At 67.2% G+C, this 18,977-nt stretch carries 20 protein-coding genes; 8 read left to right on the top strand and 12 right to left on the bottom strand.

The annotated features are described in order from the left end of the window. Positions 1–22 precede the first annotated feature (22 nt). Genes lptD through AC3WTC_RS08070 form a run of 7 tightly spaced genes read left to right on the top strand, consistent with a single transcriptional unit; the run spans position 23 to position 7,712 of the window. Positions 23–2,524 (top strand): LPS-assembly protein LptD, encoded by a 2,502-nt coding sequence (gene lptD, locus AC3WTC_RS08100; protein ID WP_223483370.1) that lies wholly within the window; start codon positions 23–25, stop codon positions 2,522–2,524. Next, a complete protein-coding gene (locus tag AC3WTC_RS08095; protein WP_032974943.1) occupies positions 2,521–3,864 on the top strand; it encodes a peptidylprolyl isomerase in 1,344 nt (447 codons plus the stop codon). Before lptD ends, AC3WTC_RS08095 begins: the two co-directional genes overlap by 4 nt. Before the next feature lie 3 nt (positions 3,865–3,867). Then, complete coding sequence (pdxA, locus tag AC3WTC_RS08090; protein WP_140227963.1) at positions 3,868–4,848, top strand: 4-hydroxythreonine-4-phosphate dehydrogenase PdxA; 981 nt, start codon at positions 3,868–3,870, stop codon at positions 4,846–4,848. Next, complete coding sequence (gene rsmA / locus AC3WTC_RS08085) at positions 4,845–5,648, top strand: 16S rRNA (adenine(1518)-N(6)/adenine(1519)-N(6))-dimethyltransferase RsmA (RefSeq protein WP_492711262.1); 804 nt, start codon at positions 4,845–4,847, stop codon at positions 5,646–5,648. Before pdxA ends, rsmA begins: the two co-directional genes overlap by 4 nt. Before the next feature lie 13 nt (positions 5,649–5,661). Further along, positions 5,662–6,045: a Co2+/Mg2+ efflux protein ApaG gene (gene apaG, locus AC3WTC_RS08080; protein ID WP_025877914.1), complete on the top strand. Its 384-nt coding sequence runs from the start codon at positions 5,662–5,664 to the stop codon at positions 6,043–6,045. A 15-nt stretch (positions 6,046–6,060) separates the two neighbouring features. Then, positions 6,061–7,071 carry a symmetrical bis(5'-nucleosyl)-tetraphosphatase gene (locus tag AC3WTC_RS08075; protein ID WP_033830390.1) on the top strand — a complete coding sequence of 337 codons (1,011 nt, stop codon included), beginning with the start codon at positions 6,061–6,063 and terminating at the stop codon, positions 7,069–7,071. Next, the gene (locus AC3WTC_RS08070; protein WP_025877912.1) at positions 7,068–7,712 is read left to right on the top strand and encodes a DUF1287 domain-containing protein; all 645 of its coding nucleotides are present in this window, start codon (positions 7,068–7,070) and stop codon (positions 7,710–7,712) included. The genes AC3WTC_RS08075 and AC3WTC_RS08070 overlap by 4 nt, the downstream gene beginning before the upstream one ends. Positions 7,713–7,760: 48 nt before the next feature. Here the strand turns inward: AC3WTC_RS08070 and AC3WTC_RS08065 are convergent, their stop codons facing one another. From AC3WTC_RS08065 to AC3WTC_RS08020, 10 genes are all read right to left on the bottom strand, one after another. Further along, positions 7,761–8,252, bottom strand: coding sequence for a dihydrofolate reductase (locus AC3WTC_RS08065; RefSeq protein WP_025877911.1), 492 nt, complete (start codon positions 8,250–8,252; stop codon positions 7,761–7,763). A gap of 12 nt (positions 8,253–8,264) precedes the next feature. Further along, positions 8,265–8,828 (bottom strand): hypothetical protein, encoded by a 564-nt coding sequence (locus AC3WTC_RS08060; protein WP_032974939.1) that lies wholly within the window; start codon positions 8,826–8,828, stop codon positions 8,265–8,267. Next, the gene (locus tag AC3WTC_RS08055) at positions 8,825–9,619 is read right to left on the bottom strand and encodes a thymidylate synthase (RefSeq protein ID WP_080149983.1); all 795 of its coding nucleotides are present in this window, start codon (positions 9,617–9,619) and stop codon (positions 8,825–8,827) included. The genes AC3WTC_RS08060 and AC3WTC_RS08055 overlap by 4 nt, the downstream gene beginning before the upstream one ends. Next, positions 9,616–10,503 (bottom strand): prolipoprotein diacylglyceryl transferase, encoded by an 888-nt coding sequence (gene lgt / locus AC3WTC_RS08050; protein WP_025877907.1) that lies wholly within the window; start codon positions 10,501–10,503, stop codon positions 9,616–9,618. Before lgt ends, AC3WTC_RS08055 begins: the two co-directional genes overlap by 4 nt. Before the next feature lie 84 nt (positions 10,504–10,587). Beyond that, positions 10,588–11,082, bottom strand: coding sequence for a TPM domain-containing protein (locus AC3WTC_RS08045; protein WP_025877906.1), 495 nt, complete (start codon positions 11,080–11,082; stop codon positions 10,588–10,590). Continuing rightward, complete coding sequence (locus AC3WTC_RS08040; RefSeq protein ID WP_208082836.1) at positions 11,082–11,966, bottom strand: TPM domain-containing protein; 885 nt, start codon at positions 11,964–11,966, stop codon at positions 11,082–11,084. The genes AC3WTC_RS08045 and AC3WTC_RS08040 overlap by 1 nt, the downstream gene beginning before the upstream one ends. A 3-nt stretch (positions 11,967–11,969) precedes the next feature. After that, entirely contained in the window at positions 11,970–12,590 is a 621-nt protein-coding gene (locus AC3WTC_RS08035; RefSeq protein ID WP_025877902.1) for a LemA family protein, read from the bottom strand. Between the two features lie 566 nt (positions 12,591–13,156). Further along, the gene (locus tag AC3WTC_RS08030; protein ID WP_263929481.1) at positions 13,157–14,317 is read right to left on the bottom strand and encodes an MFS transporter; all 1,161 of its coding nucleotides are present in this window, start codon (positions 14,315–14,317) and stop codon (positions 13,157–13,159) included. 255 nt (positions 14,318–14,572) lie between these two features. After that, positions 14,573–15,322 (bottom strand): TerC family protein, encoded by a 750-nt coding sequence (locus tag AC3WTC_RS08025; RefSeq protein ID WP_025877899.1) that lies wholly within the window; start codon positions 15,320–15,322, stop codon positions 14,573–14,575. 32 nt (positions 15,323–15,354) lie between these two features. Continuing rightward, positions 15,355–15,750, bottom strand: a complete 396-nt coding sequence (locus tag AC3WTC_RS08020; protein WP_025877898.1) for a diacylglycerol kinase — start codon at positions 15,748–15,750, stop codon at positions 15,355–15,357. A 234-nt stretch (positions 15,751–15,984) separates the two neighbouring features. Between AC3WTC_RS08020 and AC3WTC_RS08015 the strand changes: the two genes are divergently transcribed. Next, positions 15,985–16,683, top strand: a complete 699-nt coding sequence (locus tag AC3WTC_RS08015; RefSeq protein ID WP_218788722.1) for an SGNH/GDSL hydrolase family protein — start codon at positions 15,985–15,987, stop codon at positions 16,681–16,683. Between the two features lie 151 nt (positions 16,684–16,834). Here the strand turns inward: AC3WTC_RS08015 and AC3WTC_RS08010 are convergent, their stop codons facing one another. Both AC3WTC_RS08010 and AC3WTC_RS08005 read right to left on the bottom strand, forming a co-directional pair. Further along, positions 16,835–18,106, bottom strand: coding sequence for a sensor histidine kinase (locus tag AC3WTC_RS08010; protein ID WP_032974932.1), 1,272 nt, complete (start codon positions 18,104–18,106; stop codon positions 16,835–16,837). A gap of 150 nt (positions 18,107–18,256) precedes the next feature. Continuing rightward, entirely contained in the window at positions 18,257–18,970 is a 714-nt protein-coding gene (locus AC3WTC_RS08005) for a response regulator transcription factor (RefSeq protein ID WP_002811889.1), read from the bottom strand. Positions 18,971–18,977: the final 7 nt, after the last annotated feature.

The raw sequence follows: 18,977 nt of genomic DNA, 5'->3' as shown, positions 1-18,977 counted from the left end.
TTTTCGCCCGAATCCGAACCGCGTGCGCCGAGCCCTCCGCCTGCTTCCCCTGCCCCTGAGCATCGCCGTCTGCCTTCCGGCATGGGCTGATGACAAGCCGCTCAACTGGGGCCTTTGCCCGGCCACCGACGTGATCCCTGCGTTCACCGACGCACCGACCCCGGTGCCCGGCCAGGACAAGGCTGCCGCCAGCGCTGCGCGCGAACAGCAGCCCACCGACATCGAGGGCGACCAGCTGCTGGGCACCACCACCGTGCCGCAGTACCAGGGCAACGTGGCGCTGCGCCGGGGCGACCAGTTCGTGGGCACCGACAAGCTCAGCTTCGATACCGAAAGCGGCAACTATGTCGCCGACGGCAACGTCCGCTACCAGGATGCCTCGATCCGGATGGTCGCCAAGCGCGCCGAGGGCAACCAGGAAAGCGACACCCACAAGATCACCGACATCCAGTACCAGTTGGTGTCCCGCCGCGGCAACGGTGAAGCCGAATCGGTCGACCTGCAGGGCGCGGTCGGGCAGATGCACCGCTCCACCTACACCACCTGCGACCCGTCGCAGCCGGTGTGGAAGCTGACCGCCCCGGAGATCGAAGTCGACAACGACGAAGGCTTCGGCACCGCCCGCAACGCGGTGCTGCGGATCGGCAAGGTGCCGGTGCTGTGGGCGCCCTACTTCAAGTTCCCGATCGATGACCGGCGCAAGACCGGCCTGCTGTTCCCGCAGCTGGGCATGTCCGGCCGCAACGGTTTCGATTACGCACAGCCGATCTACTTCAACCTGGCGCCGAACTACGACGACACGTTGACCCCGCGTTACATGAGCCAACGCGGCCTGATGCTCGACAACGAGTTCCGCTACCTCTACAACGGCGGCCGCGGCGAACTGCTGACCGCGTTCATGCCCAACGACAAACTGCGCGACCGCGACCGCGGCCGGGTGATGTTCGGCGGCTACCACAACCTCGACGACCACTGGCAGGCCCGCGCCAACCTGGCCTGGGTCAGCGACGAACGCTACGTGGAAGACTTCGCCAACCGCCTGGTGGGCGTCACCGCGTCAAACCTGCAGAGCACCGTCGGCCTGTACGGCACCGGCAAGAACTGGACGGCCGGCATCATGGCCGACCGCTGGCAGCTGACCGACTACACCCTCAACGAGAGTGCGCTGGCCTACAACCGCCAGCCGCGCCTGTACTTCAACTGGGACAAGCCGCTGCTGCCGTGGCTGGAGACCGGTGTCTACGCCGAGGCCGTGCGCTTCACCCACGACGACATCAACTTCAAGTACGGCGCCGATGCGGGACCGGACCTGCAGTACACCCGAAACGGCAGCCGGCAGACCGAGGGCATCGGCGTCAGCGGCGGCTCGCGACTGGACCTGAAACCGTACGTGTCGTTCCCGATCAGCGGCGCGGCCTGGTATGTCACGCCCACGCTGGCCTACCGCTATACCGGTTACCAGTTGGACCGCGGCCTGGTTGATGGCGTGAACGGCATCCGCGGCCAGATCCTGCGCTCGCAGGGCATCGACCCGGCCACCGCTACCCCCGAACAGCTGCGCGGCAACACCTCGCCCAGCCGCAGCCTGCCGATCGCCAGCCTCGATGCCGGCCTGTTCTTCGACCGTGAGACGAAGATCGGTGGCAAGTCGTTCCTGCAGACCCTGGAACCGCGCCTGTTCTACCTGCGCACGCCCTACCGCGACCAGGACGAGCTGCCGATCTTCGATACCCGCGACTTCACCTTCAGCTGGGGCCAGCTGTTCCGCGATTCGCGCTATACCGGCGCCGATCGCCAGAACGACGCCAACCAGCTGACCGTGGCCCTGAGTACCCGCTTCATCGACCAGACCACCGGCAAGGAGCGTTTCTCGGCCTCCATCGGCCAGATCCAGTACTTCGACGAGTCGCGGGTGAGCGTGGTCCCCGGTGGCGCACCGGTGGAAAAGGGCAAGTCGGCCTGGATCGCCGACGGCAACTACATGATCAACGACCGCTGGACGCTGGGCGCCACCTACCAGTGGGATCCCAAGTACAAGCGCGAGGACCTGGCCAGCGTGCGTGCCCGCTACCTGATGTCCAACGACGGCGTGGTCAACCTGACCTACCGTTACCGCATCAATTCCGGCGCCCCGGCCACCGCCAACAAGCATGACCGCACCCTGCTGGAACAGGCCGACCTGTCGTTCCTGTACCCGCTGAACGAGCGCTGGAGCCTGGTCGGCCGCTACTACTACTCGATCCAGGACAAGGAACCGCTGGAGATCATCGGTGGCGTACAGTGGGACAGCTGCTGCCTGGCCGTGCGCGCCGTGGCCCGCCGCTACGTACGCAACCGCGAAGGCGAAATGAACAACTCCATCCAGCTCGAGTTCGTGCTCAAGGGCTTGAGCTCCCTCGGCCAGGACACGGACCGCACTTTGCGCCGTGCTATCCTCGGCTACAACCGCGACGACCTCTATCTCGTGCCGCCCAGCAACACCGGAGCGACCCGCGATGACTACGATCCGAATCAGATCCCATGACCAAGAGCTTCCCCGTTCTCCTCGCATCGCTTCTGGCGGTGTCCAGCGTGTCCGCCCCCCTGCAGGTTCTTGCGCAGGAGGCCCAGCCGTTGGATCGCATCGCTGCTGTCGTCGATGAGGACGTGATCCTGCAGAGCGAGCTCCAGCGTGCGATCGCCAACATCAAGGCGCAGTACGCCGGCCGCGAGGCCCAGCTGCCGCCCGATGACGTGCTCAGCCGCCAGGTGCTCGAGCGCCTGGTGCTGGTCAAGCTGCAGGTGGCCCGTGCCCAGGGCAGCGGCATCCGTGTCAGCGACCAGGAACTGACCCAGGCGATGAATGCCATCGCCCAGCAGAACGGCTCGACCCTGGATGCCCTGCGCCAGCGCCTGGCCAGTGACGGTATCGATTTCAACGATTTCCGCGCCTCGGTGCGTGACGAGATCACCGTGCAGCGCCTGCGCCAGAGCTTCGCGCAGAGCCGCATCAGCGTCAGCGAAGGCGAGGTCGATGCTGCCCTGAAGCAGCAGGCCGATGCCGGCAACCAGTTCCACCTCGCACACATCCTGGTCGCCCTGCCCGACGGTGCCAGCGCCGAGCAGATCGCCACCGGCCAGAAGAAGGCTGATGGCGTGAAGGCCCTGCTGGACAAGGGCGAACTGGACTTCAATGCGGCGGCCGTGCGCTATTCCGACAGCCCCAATGCGCTGGAAGGCGGCGACCTCGGCTGGCGCACCCTGGATGAAATCCCGGCCGCGTTCGCACAGACGATGCAGCAGATGAAGCCCGGCGAAGTGGTCGGCCCGATCCGTGGCCCGAGCGGCTTCCAGCTGCTGAAGCTGGTGGAAGTGCGTGACGCCAGCGCGGCGGCAGGCACCCACACGGTCACCGAGTACCACGGCCGCCATATCCTGGTGCGCGTGGACGATGCCCAGTCCGACGCGGCGGCCAAGGCCAAGATCGACACCCTGCGTGCGCGTATTGCCGGCGGTGCCGACTTCCAGCAGGTGGCCAAGGAATCGTCCGAGGACACCAACAGCAAGGGCCAGGGCGGCGATCTGGGCTGGTTCCCGGCCGACGCGTTCGGCCCGGCCTTCGGCCAGCAGGTGGCAGGCATCCAGGACGGCGGCGTAAGCCAGCCGTTCCGCACCGATGCGGGCTGGCACATCGTGCAGCGCGTGGGCACCCGCCAGACCGACGTCGGCAGTGACAACCAGCGCGCCCAGGTCCGCGAGACCATCGGTCGCCGCAAGCTGGAAGACGAGTACAACCGCTTCCTGCAGGAGCTGCGTGGCGAAGCCTACGTCAGCTTCCGCAGCGGTGACCGGGCGGAAAATACCGCCACGCCTCCGCAGTCCTGAGCCATGCTCCCCGAGCTCGCTCTGGTACCGGGCGAGCCCGCCGGGATCGGCCCGGAACTGTGTGTCCGACTGGTCCAGCAGCCGCGCGATGATTGCCGGCTGCTGGCATTCGCCGATCCGGACACCCTGCGCGCGGCCGCAGCCGCGCTGGATCTGCCCCTGCAACTGCTGCCCGAGGACGCACACGCACGCGTCCCCGGCGATCTGCGCCTGCGCGCCGTCGCCAACCGCGCCCCCAGCCGTTTCGGCCATACCGACCCTGCCAACGCAGGTGCGGTGATCGGTGCCCTGCTCGGTGCGGGCCAGGCCTGCCTGTCCGGTGAACTGCACGGCGTAGTGACCGGCCCGGTGCACAAGGCGGTGATCAACCAGGGCGGCATCGCCTACAGCGGCACCACCGAACTGCTGGCCGACCAGGCCGGGGTGAAGGTAGTGATGATGCTGGCCAACGACATCGTCCGCGTTGCCCTGGCCACGACCCACCTGCCGCTGCGCGAGGTCGCCGATGCGATCACCGCGCCCGGCCTGGAACACACCCTGCGCACCGTGCATGCCGCGCTGCGCCGCGAGTTCGGCCTGGCCGCACCGCGCATCGCCGTGCTTGGCCTGAACCCGCATGCCGGCGAAGACGGCCACCTCGGTCGCGAGGAACTGGATCTGGTCATCCCCCTGCTGCAGCGCCTGCGCAGCGAGGGCATGGACCTGATCGGTCCGCTGCCGGCCGATACCGCGTTCCTGCCGGCCAAGCTGGCCGGCTTCGACACCGTGCTGGCCATGTACCACGACCAGGGCCTGCCGGTGCTGAAGTACTCCGGCTTCGAGCAGGCGGTGAACCTGACCCTGGGCCTGCCCTATCCGCGCGTGGCGGTGGACCACGGCACCGCGCTGGATCTTGCCGGCCGCGGCATTGCCGATCCTTCCAGCCTGCAGGCCGCCACAACGCTGTGTGCGCGGCTGGCGCGGCAACGTACACTGAGCACATGACTTCCCCGCATTCCCCCTCCGGCCCGGTGTTTTCCGCCCCGGCCAAGAAGCAGCTCGGCCAGCACTTCCTTGCCGACCGCTACTACATCGACAAGATCGTGATGGCGGTCAATCCCAAGGACGGCGACCGCCTGGTCGAGATCGGCCCGGGCCAGGGTGCGATCACCCTGCCGCTGCTGCGCGTGCACCCGAAGATGACGGTGATCGAGTTCGACCGCGACCTGATCGTGCCGTTGACCGCCGCCGCCGAGCCCCTGGGTGAACTGACCATCGTCAACCGCGACGTGCTGCGGGTTGATTTCACCGAGCTGGCCGACGGACAGCCGATCCGCCTGGTCGGCAACCTGCCCTACAACATCTCCTCGCCCATCCTGTTCCATGCACTGGAACATGCTGCGGTGGTCTCGGACATGCACTTCATGCTGCAGAAGGAAGTGGTCGACCGCATGGCTGCCGGTCCCGGCAGCAAGGTGTTCGGCCGCCTCAGCGTGATGCTGCAGGCCTACTGCGAGGTGACCTCGCTGTTCGTGGTGCCGCCGGGTGCGTTCAGGCCGCCGCCGAAGGTCGATTCGGCCGTGGTGCGCCTGGTACCGCGTGACCCGGCCAGCATCGACATCAAGGACCACAAGCGCTTCGCCGAGGTGGTCAAAGCCGCCTTCGGCCAACGCCGCAAGACCCTGCGCAATGCCCTGAACAACGTGGTCAGCGCCGAGCAGTTCGTGGCCGCCGGCGTGCGCCCCGATGCCCGCGCCGAACAGCTGGACGTGGCTGAATTCATCGCTTTGGCCAATGCCACCTGATTACACTGCCGGTATGGAAGACGCTGACGTTTATGCCATCTCCGTCGAAGTCGCCCCGCGCTTCCTCGACGACCAATCCGCGCCGGAAGACGGTCGTTATGCGTTCGCCTATACGATCCGCATCCACAACCAGGGCCGCGTTGCCGCGCGCCTGGTCGCACGCCATTGGCGCATCACCGATGCCAATGGCCGCGTCGAGCATGTCGATGGCGATGGCGTGATCGGCGAACAGCCGCGTCTGCGTCCGGGTGAAGACTTCCATTACACCTCGGGTGTCATGCTCGGCACCGAGCACGGCACGATGCAGGGCCATTACGACATGGTGGCCGACGACGGCACCGAATTCGCCGCGCCGGTCGCACCCTTCGTGCTGGCCATTCCGCGCACCCTGCACTGACACGGAGGCCGAACGATGAGTGTATGGGCGATCGGCGACCTGCAAGGCTGCTATGACGTAACCCAGCGCCTGCTGGAGAAGATCCGGTTCGATCCGGCGCAGGACACCCTGTGGTTCTGCGGCGACCTGGTCAACCGCGGTGGACAGTCACTGGAAACCCTGCGGCTGGTGCATTCGCTGCGCGAACACAGCGTGGTGGTGCTCGGCAACCACGACCTTTCCCTGCTGGCCGTCGGTGCGCGCACCGAGGAAGAGCAGCGCAAGGTCAACCCGGACCTGCTGCGCATCGTCCAGGCCGAAGACCGCGATGTGCTGCTGGACTGGCTGCGCCTGCAGAAGCTGGTGCACGTGGACCGCGAGCTTGGCTGGATGATGGTGCATGCCGGCCTTGCGCCGAAGTGGACCACGCAGATGGCCGAGAAGCATGCGGCCGAAGTGGAAGTGCAGCTGCACGGCGCCGGCTACCGCAAGCTGTTCCGCAACATGTACGGCGACAAGCCCAGCTGGGCGCCGAACCTGACCGGCTACGAGCGCTCGCGGGCGATCATCAACGTGCTCACGCGCATGCGCTACTGCACCTCGCGCGGCCGCATCGGCATCGAGGACAAAGGCACGCCGGGCACCCAGGAACAGGGGCTGTATCCCTGGTTCGAAGTGCCGGGCCGGGTCGAACGCGACCTGAAGGTGGTCTGCGGCCACTGGTCCGCGCTCGGCCTGACCATCACCCAGGGCATCCACGCGATCGACACCGGTGCCGTGTGGGGTGGCAAGCTCACCGCGATCCAGCTCGACACCGATGAGCTGCGCGTGGTGCAGGTACCGGGACGCGACGTACCGGCACCGGTCGCCAACGCGCGGCCGCCCGCGCGACCGGCACACGAGCGCACGGCAGGCAAGGACAACAGCCAGGGCAACGGCAACGCTGCAACGGCTGGCGCCCCGGGCAACCGTGGTCCGCGCCGCCGCCGCCGCCGTGGTGGTGGTGGCGGTGGTGGCAACAACAACGGAACGCCTCCTTCGGCATGACGCCCGGCAACCGCGCACCATGGACGGTGCTGCTGCTGACGCTGGCCCTGGCCAGCGGCTGCCAGCCCTCATCGTCGCCAGCGACTGCCGGCGCCGACGCTACCGCCGCCCCTGCATCAGCTCCTGCACCTTCGCCGCCGCTGGTCGCTGCCGCACGCGCACAGGTCGGCGTCACCACCCGCTACGACCCTGCCTATCAGGTACTGGCCTACCCCGGTGGCGACGTGCCCGCTGATCGCGGCGTATGCACCGACGTGGTGGTCCGCGCCCTGCGTACGCAGGGGCTGGACCTGCAGGTCCGCGTGAATGAAGACATGCGCGCTGATTTCAGCGCCTATCCGCCCCTCTGGGGCCTGTCCCGACCGGATCGGAACATCGACCACCGGCGCGTGCCCAACCTGATGCGCTGGTTCGACCGCCACGGCTGGCAGCAACCGATCAGTGCCCTTCCCAGCGACTTCGCCGCCGGCGACATCGTGGCCTGGAAGCTCAACGGCAACGGCCTGCTGCACGTAGGCATCGTTTCCGACCGGCGCCTGGCCGACGGCACGCCGCTGGTACTGCACAACATCGCGCGCGGTACGCGGGAAGAGAACCTGCTGTTCCAGCACACCATCATCGGCCACTACCGGATGCCGTAGAACGATCCTGTAGAGCCGAGCACGGCCGGGCTCTACAGGACGCCGCGCTCAGCGGCGGACGTAATGCACGAAGCGGAACGCGTAGGCGTGACGCTCATCGGCCGGGTGCGGCTCACTGGCCACCTGCTGCCAGAGGCGCTCATCCACCTCCGGGAAATGGGTATCGGCCGGTACTTCGGCATCCACCCAGGTCAGGTACAGATCACTGGCCTGGTCCAGCAGCTGGCGGAAGATCTCGCCGCCACCAATGATGCACAGCTCGCTGGCACCCTCGCCCTCTGCAATCGCTTTCGCCTCGTCCAGCGAGGCCACCGCGCGCATGCCCTCGAACGGCACCTGGCCGCTGCGGGTCAGCACCAGGTTCGTTCGGCCGGGCAGCACGCGGCCAATCGATTCGGCGGTCCTGCGCCCCATCAGGATCGGCTTGCCCAGGGTCAACGCCTTGAAGTGCCTGAAGTCGTCCGGCAGGTGCCAGGGCATGGCGTTGCCCTGGCCGATGCCACGATTGCGATCCAGTGCAACGATCATCGAAAGTTTCATGGTGCGGCCTCCTCAGCCGGCGTCGATCTGCAGGCGTGTACAGGCCTCGTTGGCGGCACTGGCCGCGCGCAGCGCCGCAGCCAGCGCCGGGTTCGACGTGGAATTCTCGTCCAGGCCTTCGAGGATCCTGTCCATCTGCGCGTCCTCGATCTCCTTCAGGCCCGGTCCCGACAGGATGTCCCTGGACAGCGTGGCAACGTCGGTGCTGCCGCTGCGCGCCAGGAATCCCTGCAGATCCTTGCTGGAATAGACCACCGCCAGGCGCTGCTCAAGCTCATGCTGATAGGCGGGTTCTTCGATGCCAGCCTTCAGGTGTTCGGCCATCGCCGCGTACATGCCGGTCACCGCTTCGCGCATCTGTGCCTGGCAGCCGGCCGGCATGTCGCTGGGCAGTGGCGCGCTGCCATCGAGCGTCCGGACGAAGCGCTGCAATTCCCCGCGCATGTGCTTGTGCACGATCTGCTCGTTGACCTGCCGGGCCAATGCGAGGGTGTCTGCAGGCGCCGCCTGCACCAGGCTCAGCGGCGCCAGGCCAGCCAACGCCAGCAGCGCCGCAACGCGTGGGCGCGCGCTCATACCGCCACCGGCGCCTTGATCGCCGGATGCGGATCGTAGCCATCAATGCGGATGTCATCGAACTGGAAGCCGAACAGATCGGTCACCTCCGGGTTCAACCACAGCGTCGGCAGCGCGCGCGGTTCACGCGACAGCTGCTCGCGGGCCTGCTCGAAGTGGTTCGAATACAGGTGCGCGTCGCCCAGCGTGTGCACGAAATCGCCGACGCCCAGGCCGGTGGCCTGCGCCACCATGTGGGTCAGCAGTGCGTAGCTGGCGATGTTGAACGGTACGCCAAGGAAGATGTCGCCACTGCGCTGGTACAGCTGGCAGCTGAGCTTGCCGTCGACCACGTAGAACTGGAACAGGTTATGGCACGGCATCAACGCCATCTGCGAGAGCTCGCCCACGTTCCAGGCACTGACCACCAGCCGCCGCGAATCCGGATTACGATTGATCTCGTCCACCAGCCACTGCATCTGGTCGATCTCGCCGCCGTCGGCCGTGGCCCAGCTGCGCCACTGCTTGCCGTACACCGGGCCGAGGTCGCCGTTCTCGTCGGCCCACTCGTCCCAGATGCGCACCTGGTTGTCCTTGAGGTAACCGATGTTGGTATCGCCCTTCAGGAACCACAGCAGCTCGTGGATGATCGAGCGCAGGTGCAGCTTCTTGGTGGTGACCAACGGGAAGCCGTCGTTGAGGTTGAAGCGCATCTGCCAGCCGAACACGCTGCGGGTGCCGGTACCGGTGCGGTCGCTCTTCTCCGCGCCGTGTTCGAGCACGTGCGAGAGCAGGTCCAGGTAGGCCTTCATGCCCTGCCCTCCGCCGTCACCAGCGGCTGCGGCTGCAGCACCGGCGCGCGGCGCGACATCACCAGCAGCACCAGGCCGAAGGCGATCAGCGGCACGCACAGGATCTGGCCCTTGGTCAGCCAGCCGAAGGCCACGTAGACGCCGTTGTCGGGCATGCGCACGAACTCGACGGCGAAGCGGAAGATGCCATACAGCAGCGCGAACAGGCCGCCGATGAGATAGCGATGGCGCGGCTTGGCCGACACCGTCCACAACACCGCGAACATCACCAGCCCTTCCAGCAGCGCTTCATACAGCTGCGACGGATGGCGCGCGAACTGGTTGAGCGCACCGCTGGCGAACTGCGACTGCAGGGTGGCGTGGTCGAGCTGGTTCAACGGTGCCGGCAGGCCGGACGGGAACACCACGCCCCAGCTGCCGTCGGTGTACTTGCCCCACAGCTCGGCGCCGATGAAGTTGCCGATGCGGCCAAAGCCCAGGCCCAGCGGCACCAGCGGCGCCATGAAATCCATGGTGTCGAAGAAGTGCAGCGCATGCTTGCGCGACCACCACCAGCAGGCCGCGATCACGCCGAGCAGGCCACCGTGGAAGCTCATGCCACCATCCCACACCTTGAACAGCAGCAGCGGGTTGTGCAGGAAATCGCCCAGCGCATAGAACAGCATGTAACCGATGCGCCCGCCCAGCACTACGCCGAGCATGGCGTAGAACAGCAGGTCGGAGAAGCCGTTGGCGTCGACGCCCGGCAGGCGCCCGTCGGCGATCCGCTTGCGCCCCAGCAGCCAGGCGGCGGTGAAGCCGAGCAGGTACATGATGCCGTACCAGTGCACCTTGATCGGTCCCAACGAGAGGGCGATGGGGTCGATGTCGTGGAAATAGATCATGAAGGGCGCCTTGCAGGGATGCCGATATTCTAGCGCCGCCCGGGAGCGGCCTCGTGGTGGCCGCCGTCGCCCGATTGCCGGGCTTCAGCCCAGGATCTGCGGCGTGTCCGGCAGGCCGTCCTGATCGGACCGCGCCGAGGCCGGAAAGTGCCCTTCCACCAAGGAGGAAACCTCGTCGATGGCATCGCGCAGCGCTGCCACCGGCTGCGAGCCGCGCAGGCCTTCGCGCAGATGCGTGCAGACCCGCTGCCACTGCTCGGGCGCGACCCGCCCCTGCAGGCCACGGTCGGCGACGATCTCGATGGCGTGGTCGGCCAGCAGCAGGTAGATCAGCACGCCGTTGTTGTGCGCGGTATCCCAGGTGCGCAGGCGCGCGAAGGCATGCTCCGCCGCCTGCCGCGGGGTCACCTTGTGCCACAGCGCGTGCAGTGGCAGATCGGCCTCCACGGCAAACATCACCTGGCCGCCATGGCGCTGCTCGCCCGCGGCGATCGCCTCGGTGATCGCCTGCAGCGTGGCCGGCGGGAACGCCCGCCGTACCGATGGCGAAAACAGATGTCTGCACAGACGTTGGATCATCACCAGCCTCCCGACGCGCCGCCGCCGCCGGAACGGCCACCACCGCCGCCCCAGCCACCGCCACCGCCAAACCCACCCCCGCCGCCGAAGCCGCCGCCGCCCCAGCTACCGCCGCCCCAACCGCCACCGCCGGCGAAGCGCCCCGGATGGCCGGACAACATCGCCACCACCAGGCCCACCACGCCGGCCAGGCCACTGGCCAGCAAGGTGGAAGTGAACAGGAAGGCGGCTACCGCCGCTCCAGCACCACCCAGCAGACCGCGCAGCGGACGCGGTACCCGCGAGAACACGCCGCGCAGGATGCTGCCGGCGAACACGCCGATGAACAACGCCAGGATCCAGGTATCACCGCCCCCGTCCGGGGCGCGTCCCTGCTGGCTGCTGACCGGCGCCGGCAGGGCTTCGCCGTCGATGATCCTCACCAGCACCGCCGTGGCCTCGGTGATGCCACCGGCATAGTCATTGGCGCGGAAGCGTGGCACCAGGTATTCCTGGATCACCCGGTTGGCGATCGCGTCGGGAATCGCACCTTCCAGGCCATAGCCCGGTTCGATACGCACCCGCCGATCGTCCTTGGCCACCACCAGCAGCACGCCGTCATCCACGCCCTTGCGACCGATCTGCCACTGGTCGAACACCCGGGTGGTGTACTGGGCGATGTCTTCCGGCTGCGTGGTCGGCACCACCAGCACCTGCATCTGGCTGCCCTTGCGCTGCTGCAGGTCCAGCGCCTGCTGCACCAGCGCCTGCTTCTGCGCGGCATCCAGGGTGCCGGTGGTGTCGACCACCGGCGAATCCAGCGCCGGAATCGGCGCCAGCGTCTGCGCCTGCACGGTCAACGGCAGCCACAGCAGCAGGGCCAGCAGTGTGGCGGCCAGGCGCATCGGTCAGTGGCCCGGAGCCGGGGCCGGCTGCTGCTGCGGCGCGTTGCCGAAATCAACCGCCGGCGCGTTGGAGATCTGCGCTTCGTTTTCCACGGTGAAGTTCGGCTTGGGCTGGTAGCCGAAGATCTTGGCGGTGATCAGCTGCGGGAACGAGCGGATGTAGGTGTTGTAGTCCTGCACCTGCTGGATGTAGCGGCCACGGGCGACGGTGATGCGGTTCTCGGTGCCTTCCAGCTGCGCCTGCAGGTCGCGGAAGTTCTGGTCGGACTTCAGCACCGGGTAGTTCTCGGTAACCACCAGCAGGCGCGACAGCGCACTGCCCAGTTCGCCCTGGGCCTGCTGGAACTGCTTGAGTGAGGCTTCATCGTCGGCGTTGACGTTGATCTGGCCAACGCGCGAACGGGCGTTGGTGACTTCGGTCAGCACGCGTTCTTCCTGGCTGGCGAAACCTTTCACGGTCTGCACCAGGTTGGGCACCAGGTCGGCGCGGCGCTTGTACTGGTTGAGCACTTCGGACCAGCTGGCCTTGACCGCTTCGTCCTTCTGCTGGATGGCGTTGTAGCCGCAGCCGGACAGCAGGGAGGCCAGCAGCAGCAATGGGATGAGGCGGGTCAACAGGCGCATGGCCAAGGCTCCGGGTGGACTGAGCGCCGAGCATGCCATGGTCGGTGTTAACGGACGTGTGGAGAGTGCCGGCCATCGGGCGCCGCCCCCTCCGCGGTGGTCATGTCTGCTGGATATCTGGGTGGGCCGGGAGGGTGGGTTGGCTGGGGGACGCTGCAAGTACGTCCATGTAAGCTCGGTCGCCGCATCCATGCGGCTCACGCCCCCAGCCAACCCACCCTCCCGGCCACGGACGGTTTCCTGCGCACCGCGGAAAGATCAAAAAAGAGCAAAAGCGAAAGCCCATGCTCCGGGCATTCGTGCCGACCAACGGTCGGCACCCACCATCAGCAGCAGGTTCCAACAGATCGCAGGAACCTGTCGAAGGCGGGGTGGGTCCGGTTGAGGGGGCGTGAGCGCCATGGATGGCGCGACCGAGGCTACAGGGACGTACTTGCGCCGTCCCCTGCCACCGGACCCACCCCGCCATCCCACGGAATGCCCGCCGTTGCTGTTGAGGTTGCCGGCCAGCGGCCGGCACTACCGCCTCTGCGGGTGCAGGGCGCAGCCCTGCCGGAACACATCTCTCAGCAAGCCTCAGCCACCGGCGCGCGTGCCCGCCCCAACCACGCCAGCAGCAGCGCCGACGCTGCCAGCAGCCCACCGGCCACCGGAATCGCCGCGTACCCCAGCCCCAGGCTGATCACCGCACCACCCAGCGCCGCGCCCAGTGCATTGCCGAGGTTGAACGCACCGACGTTGATCGACGACGCCAGGCCCGGCGCCTCGCTGGCCGCCTGCATCACCCGGATCTGCAACGGCGGCACGATCGCGAAGGTCGCCGCACCGAACAGCAGTACACCCAGCGCTGCAGTCGCGTGGCTCATGAAAGCCAGCGGCAGCACGAACATCAGCACCGCAAGTACCGCCAGCAGGATCCGGGTGGCGCCGTCCAGCGACCAGTCGGCCATGCGGCCGCCAATACCGTTACCGAAGGTAAAGCCGATGCCGATCAATGCCAGCGACAGCGCGATGAAGGCATTCGACGCACCGGTCAGTTCAGTCAGCACCGGCGCCACGTAGGTGTAGAGGGTGAACATCGCACCTGCACCCAGCACCGTAGTGGCCATCGCCAGCAGCACCTGCGGCTGCATGATCGATTTCAGTTCACGCCGGACATCCGGGCGCGCGCCCGCAGCCGACGGCGGCAGTGCCATGGCCAACGCGGTGATCGCAACCACACCGAGTACGGCGGTGCCGGCAAAGGCCAGGCGCCAGCCCAGCTGCTGGCCGACCCAGGTCGCCAGCGGCACGCCACCGATGTTGGCGATGGTCAGGCCCATGAACATCGTTGCCACCGCCGCGGCCTGCTTCTCCTTCGGCACCAGGCTGGCGGCGACCACCGCGCCGATGCCGAAGAACGCACCGTGATTGAGGCTGGTCACCAGCCGTGACAGCAGCAGCAGGCCGTAGTTCGGGGCCAGCGCCGACAGCAGGTTGCCGACCACGAAGATCGACATCAGCAGCATCAGCGCGGTGCGCTTGCCGAAGCGTCCCATCAGCAGGGTCATCACCGGTGCGCCCAGCATCACGCCCACCGCATAGGCGGTGATCAGCATGCCGGCGGTGGGGATGCTGACCCCCACGCCGTTGGCGATGACCGGCAGCAGGCCCATCGGCGTGAACTCGGTGGTGCCAATGGCGAAGGCGCCGACGGCGAGGGCCAGCAATGCGGCTCTGGAATTCATGGGGATTGCCTGCGTGGGGGCAGGCCCTGTGGAAAATGAGCGCGTAGCCTGCGCGCTTTGCCGGCCGGGAGTAAGCCACTACGCGGGAAAACAGTGTTGATCCCGATTCACAAGTGGAAGGTGCAAGCCGGCATTGCGGGAAGAAGCCACGCCGGGCATGGCCCACGCTTCGGTAGCGCCGGGCCATGCCCGGCGAGCGCAGCGGCGCCTGAAACGCAGAACCCCCGGCCGGGCCGGGGGTTCTGTCTCGCTTGCTTACCAGTCGCCGGCGCCCGGCACGTGGTGTTCGCGTGCGCGGCGGCGCATCAGCAGGTTCAGCCACTCCACCAGCACCGAGAAGCCCATCGCGGCGTAGATGTAGGGCTTGGGCACGTGCACGTCCAGGCCGTCCAGGATCAGCACCGCGCCGATCAGCAGGATGAAGGCCAGGGCCAGCATCTTCACGGTCGGGTTGGCATCGATGAAGCGGCCCAGCGGGTTGGCCGCCAGCAGCATCACCGCCACCGACAACAGGATCGCCGCCACCATCACCGGCACGTGGTCGGCGATGCCGACGGCGGTGATCACCGAATCCAGCGAGAACACGATGTCGATGACCGCGATCTGCGCGATCACGTAGCCGAACACGGCCGAGGTCTTGGTGGTGGTCGGGTCCTCGTCCTCGCCACCGGTGATCATCTCCTTGATCTCCATCCAGCCCTTGATGATCAGGAACAGGCCACCGACGATCAGCACCAGGTCGCGGATGGAGATGCCCATGCCGGCCACGGTGAACAGGTTTGCCTGCATGTGCGCCAGGTACGCCAGCGAGACCAGCAGGCCGATACGGGTAATGCAGGCCACGGCGATGCCGAGGCGGCGCGCGAACGGGCGGCGCTCTTCGGGCAGCTTGCTGACGGCGATGGAGATGAACACCAGATTGTCGATGCCGAGCACGATTTCCAGCGCGCTCAAGGTGAACAGGGTCAACCAGACGTTCGGATCGGCGAGAAGCTCAAGGGACATGGGAAGTCTTCAACAAGGGGGAGGAAGAAGGATCAGCCGACGCTGGCCGGGAACAATCGCGGCACCAGCACCAGGGCCCAGCACAGCAGCACGTTCATCATCAGCACGAACACCGCCGCCGAGCCCATGTCCTTGGCGCGGCCGGCCAGTTCGTGGATTTCCGCGCCATAGCGCTCGATCACCGCCTCGATGGCCGAATTGGCCAGCTCCATCGCCAGCACCAGCAGCATCGAGCCGATCATCAGCGCGCGCTCCACCGGGGTCTGGCCCAGCCAGATCGCCAGCGGGGTCAGCAGCACCAGCAGGTAGACCTCCAGCCGGAACGAGGACTCGTGCAGCCAGGCAGCACGCAGGCCCTGCCAGGACCAGCGGGCGGCCTGGAAGATGCGGCGCGGGCCGCGGGGCATGTGGCCGAACTGATCAGCCACGGGTGATGGATCCAGCAACAGGGGCGCGGCGCAGCGACCGCTCAGACGCACGGCAGGAAATCATGGGTGCACAGGGATAGGCAGACAGCCCCCATTTTGCCACAAGGGCGGCAATGGCACCCCGCACGCCCCGCCGCGAGGCCCTGCGAACGACCCCGCAAACGGCCCAGCGCGGCCAAGCGCGGGGCCAGCCCAGCTTCTATGATGGATACCCCTGCCCTGCCGGAGTGCCTGATGACCCGTCCCCGCACCTGCCTGATCCTGCTCGGCCTGCTGGCCGCGCCGCTGGCCCAGGCCCTGAGCCCGCCGGCGTCGCCGCAGATCCCTGCGCAGGTCTCCAACGTGGCCTGGGAGGCCGACATCGCCGCCTTCGCCAGCGCCGACCGGACCAACCCGCCGCCGCGCGGCGGCATCGAGTTCATCGGCAGCTCGTCCTTCCGCATGTGGGACAGCCTGGCCCGGGATTTCCCGGGGCAACCGGTGTTCAACCGCGGCTTCGGAGGTTCGGAAGTACGCGACAGCACCTGGTACGCCGGCCAGGCCATCGTGCCGTACGCGCCGTGCAAGGTGTTCTTCTACGCCGGCGACAACGACCTCAACAGCGGCCGCAGCGCGACCCAGGTACGCGATGACGTGGTGGCCTTCGTGCAGCGCGTGCATCGCGACCTGCCGCAGACGAAGGTGGAATACGTCTCCATCAAGCCCAGCCCCTCGCGGGCGCACCTGCTGCCGGCGATCAACGACGCCAACGCGAAGATCAAGGCTGCGTTGGCGAAGCTGCCCAACACCGGCTACACCGACATCTACACACCGATGCTGGGGGCCGACGGCCAACCCGATGCGTCGTTGTTCCGCGAGGACATGCTGCACATGACCCCGGCCGGCTATGCGATCTGGACCAAGGCGCTGGCGCCGAAGGTCAACTGCAACTGATTGATCCCGAGGTTGCCGGCCAGCGGCCGGCACTACCGCGACAACGCGCGTGCTCCGGTAGTTGCCAACCTTGGTTGGCATGAATGCGTCCACCTGCATCCCAGTGAAAGCGCCGACCAAGGTCGGCAACTACCGAGGTGGCAAGCGGCCCTCAGCGGAAAATCACCGTCGCCTCGGTGCCCTTGCCCAGCTCGCTGGCCAGGCTGACCTTCCAGCCGAAGCGGTCACACAGGCGGCGCACGATCGACAGCCCCAGGCCGGTGCCCTGCGGTCGGCTGGGATCGGCACGATAGAACGGCTCGAACGCACGCGACAGCGCGTCTGCGGACATGCCGATGCCGGTATCGCTCACCACCACCCGGTCGTTGTGCACGTGCACGTCGATGCGGCCTTCATCGGTATAGCTGCAGGCGTTGCGCACCAGGTTGCTGACCACCACCTGCAGCACCCGCGGCGGTGCGTGCAGCTGCACGGCCGCGTCGCTGTGCAGGTGCACCGCCAGCGGCCGTCCCACCAGCAGCTCGTTGGCGTTGTCCACTTCGTAACGGACGATGTCGTTGACGTCGAACAGTTCCACCTGCGGCTCGACGTCGGCCTCACGGGCCAGGATCAGGAAGGCATCGATCACCGCTTCCATGTCCCGCCCGGCACGCTGGATGCGCTGCAGGCTCCGACGCAGGCGCGGCTCCAGGCTTTCATCGCCCAGCGCCATGTCGCTGGCCACGCGGATGACGGTCAGCGGCGTGCGCAGTTCATGGCTGGCATCACGGGTGAAGTTGCGCTCGCGCGCCACGTGCGCGGTGACCCGGTTGGCCAGCGAATGCAGCGCCGCCGCCAGCTGCCGGGTCTCGCCCTGCATGTCCGCCGGCAGCTTGTTCGGCTCCAGGTCGGCCGCTTCCGGATGGCCCGGATCCCAGCGCGAGACACGACGCGCCAGCCAGTTCACCGGCGATACCAGGCGTTTGGAGGCACGGTAGGTGATCCAGGAGGCGCCATATACCGCCAGCAGGGTCAGCAGCACCGGCACGATGCCGAACCAGAACGCCAGCATCTCCGCGCGCGAGCGCAGGAACACCAGGTACAGGCGCCCCTCTTCGCGGGCGTCGACCAGCACCAGCTGATCGTCGTCGGGCAGTTCGTGGAAACCCGGTTCCAACGTGCGCAGGTTGGCCGGCAGTGACAGGCTGGACTGCCCGCGTTCCAGCAGGTAGCCACGGATGTTCTGGGTATTGGGTGGCGGCTGCACGGGCGAGGCCTCGTGCAGTGTCCAGTAGTACGCCGCTTCTTCGCGCAGGGCAGCGCCCACCAGGCTGTGCTTGATCACCAGCGAAACCAGCCAGGCACCCAGCAGGATACCCAGGCTGGCCAGCACGGCTTGCAGGATGAAGGCGATACGGATCTTGCGCGGCAGGCCGTGCGGCATTGCGGTGTCCCGGTCAGAGCGCTGCGATTATAGGCAGCGCGCTGTGCCGTGATCGTGCATGGACGATGACGACCCGGTATCCGGAACGTTCACCCCTTCCCTGCCGACCACGGCCGTGCCGGTTCTGCTGCAACGCCGGCACGACGTCGATCAGGCCATCGGCTGGGCGATATCGGCGATGCGATAGCCCGCGCTCTGCACGGTGTGCAGCAGCGGCCGATCGAACGGCTTGTCGATGATCTTGCGCAGGTTGTACAGATGGCTGCGCAACGTGTCCGAATCAGGCAGGCCGTTGCCCCAGATCTCGCGCTCGATTTCCTGGCGGGTGACCACACGCGGCGATTCACGCATCAGGATGGTCAGCAGGCGCAGGCCGATCGGCGACAGCTGCAGCTCGGTGCCGGCACGGGTGGCACGCATGCTGACCGGATCGAGCACCAGGTCGGCGACCTTGAGCACTTCCGAACCCACCTGGCGACGTTCGCGGCGGATCAGCGCGCGCAGGCGGGCTTCCAGTTCCTGGATCGCGAACGGCTTGGTCAGGTAATCGTCGGCACCAAAGCCAAGGCCGGTGAGCTTGTCATCCAGCGTGTCGCGCGCGGTCAGCATCAGCACCGGGGTCGACTTGCGCGCATCGTTGCGCAGCCGGCGGCACACTTCGATGCCATCCAGCCGCGGCAGCATGAGGTCCAGCACGACGACGTCGTAGCTGTTCTCGGCAGCCAGACGGTAGCCGTCCAGGCCATCCTGCGCATAGTCGACCTCGAAGCCACGGCCTTCCAGGTATTCACCGATCATCTCGGAGATATTGCGGTTGTCTTCGACCACCAGCACCAAGCCGGAAGTCTCCTTCGTCTGACGCATGAGAATC

Source organism: Stenotrophomonas sp. FW305-C-20-S1, assembly GCF_058783335.1.
This window is presented reverse-complemented; position numbering and strand designations above follow the sequence as displayed.

Bases quoted from the DNA above. Each gene is read 5' to 3' on its own strand.
- lgt (WP_025877907.1), bottom strand. From the start codon at position 10,503: ATGATCTATTTCCACGACATCGACCCCATCGCCCTCTCGTTGGGACCG.
- AC3WTC_RS08075 (WP_033830390.1), top strand. From the start codon at position 6,061: ATGAGTGTATGGGCGATCGGCGACCTGCAAGGCTGCTATGACGTAACC.
- AC3WTC_RS08065 (WP_025877911.1), bottom strand. From the start codon at position 8,252: ATGAAACTTTCGATGATCGTTGCACTGGATCGCAATCGTGGCATCGGC.
- AC3WTC_RS08040 (WP_208082836.1), bottom strand. From the start codon at position 11,966: ATGCGCCTGGCCGCCACACTGCTGGCCCTGCTGCTGTGGCTGCCGTTG.
- AC3WTC_RS08005 (WP_002811889.1), bottom strand. From the start codon at position 18,970: ATGCGTCAGACGAAGGAGACTTCCGGCTTGGTGCTGGTGGTCGAAGAC.
- rsmA (WP_492711262.1), top strand. From the start codon at position 4,845: ATGACTTCCCCGCATTCCCCCTCCGGCCCGGTGTTTTCCGCCCCGGCC.
- AC3WTC_RS08095 (WP_032974943.1), top strand. From the start codon at position 2,521: ATGACCAAGAGCTTCCCCGTTCTCCTCGCATCGCTTCTGGCGGTGTCC.
- AC3WTC_RS08035 (WP_025877902.1), bottom strand. From the start codon at position 12,590: ATGCGCCTGTTGACCCGCCTCATCCCATTGCTGCTGCTGGCCTCCCTG.
- AC3WTC_RS08025 (WP_025877899.1), bottom strand. From the start codon at position 15,322: ATGTCCCTTGAGCTTCTCGCCGATCCGAACGTCTGGTTGACCCTGTTC.
- apaG (WP_025877914.1), top strand. From the start codon at position 5,662: ATGGAAGACGCTGACGTTTATGCCATCTCCGTCGAAGTCGCCCCGCGC.
- AC3WTC_RS08055 (WP_080149983.1), bottom strand. From the start codon at position 9,619: ATGAAGGCCTACCTGGACCTGCTCTCGCACGTGCTCGAACACGGCGCG.
- AC3WTC_RS08060 (WP_032974939.1), bottom strand. From the start codon at position 8,828: ATGAGCGCGCGCCCACGCGTTGCGGCGCTGCTGGCGTTGGCTGGCCTG.
- AC3WTC_RS08010 (WP_032974932.1), bottom strand. From the start codon at position 18,106: ATGCCGCACGGCCTGCCGCGCAAGATCCGTATCGCCTTCATCCTGCAA.
- AC3WTC_RS08045 (WP_025877906.1), bottom strand. From the start codon at position 11,082: ATGATCCAACGTCTGTGCAGACATCTGTTTTCGCCATCGGTACGGCGG.
- AC3WTC_RS08070 (WP_025877912.1), top strand. From the start codon at position 7,068: ATGACGCCCGGCAACCGCGCACCATGGACGGTGCTGCTGCTGACGCTG.
- AC3WTC_RS08030 (WP_263929481.1), bottom strand. From the start codon at position 14,317: ATGAATTCCAGAGCCGCATTGCTGGCCCTCGCCGTCGGCGCCTTCGCC.
- AC3WTC_RS08015 (WP_218788722.1), top strand. From the start codon at position 15,985: ATGACCCGTCCCCGCACCTGCCTGATCCTGCTCGGCCTGCTGGCCGCG.
- pdxA (WP_140227963.1), top strand. From the start codon at position 3,868: ATGCTCCCCGAGCTCGCTCTGGTACCGGGCGAGCCCGCCGGGATCGGC.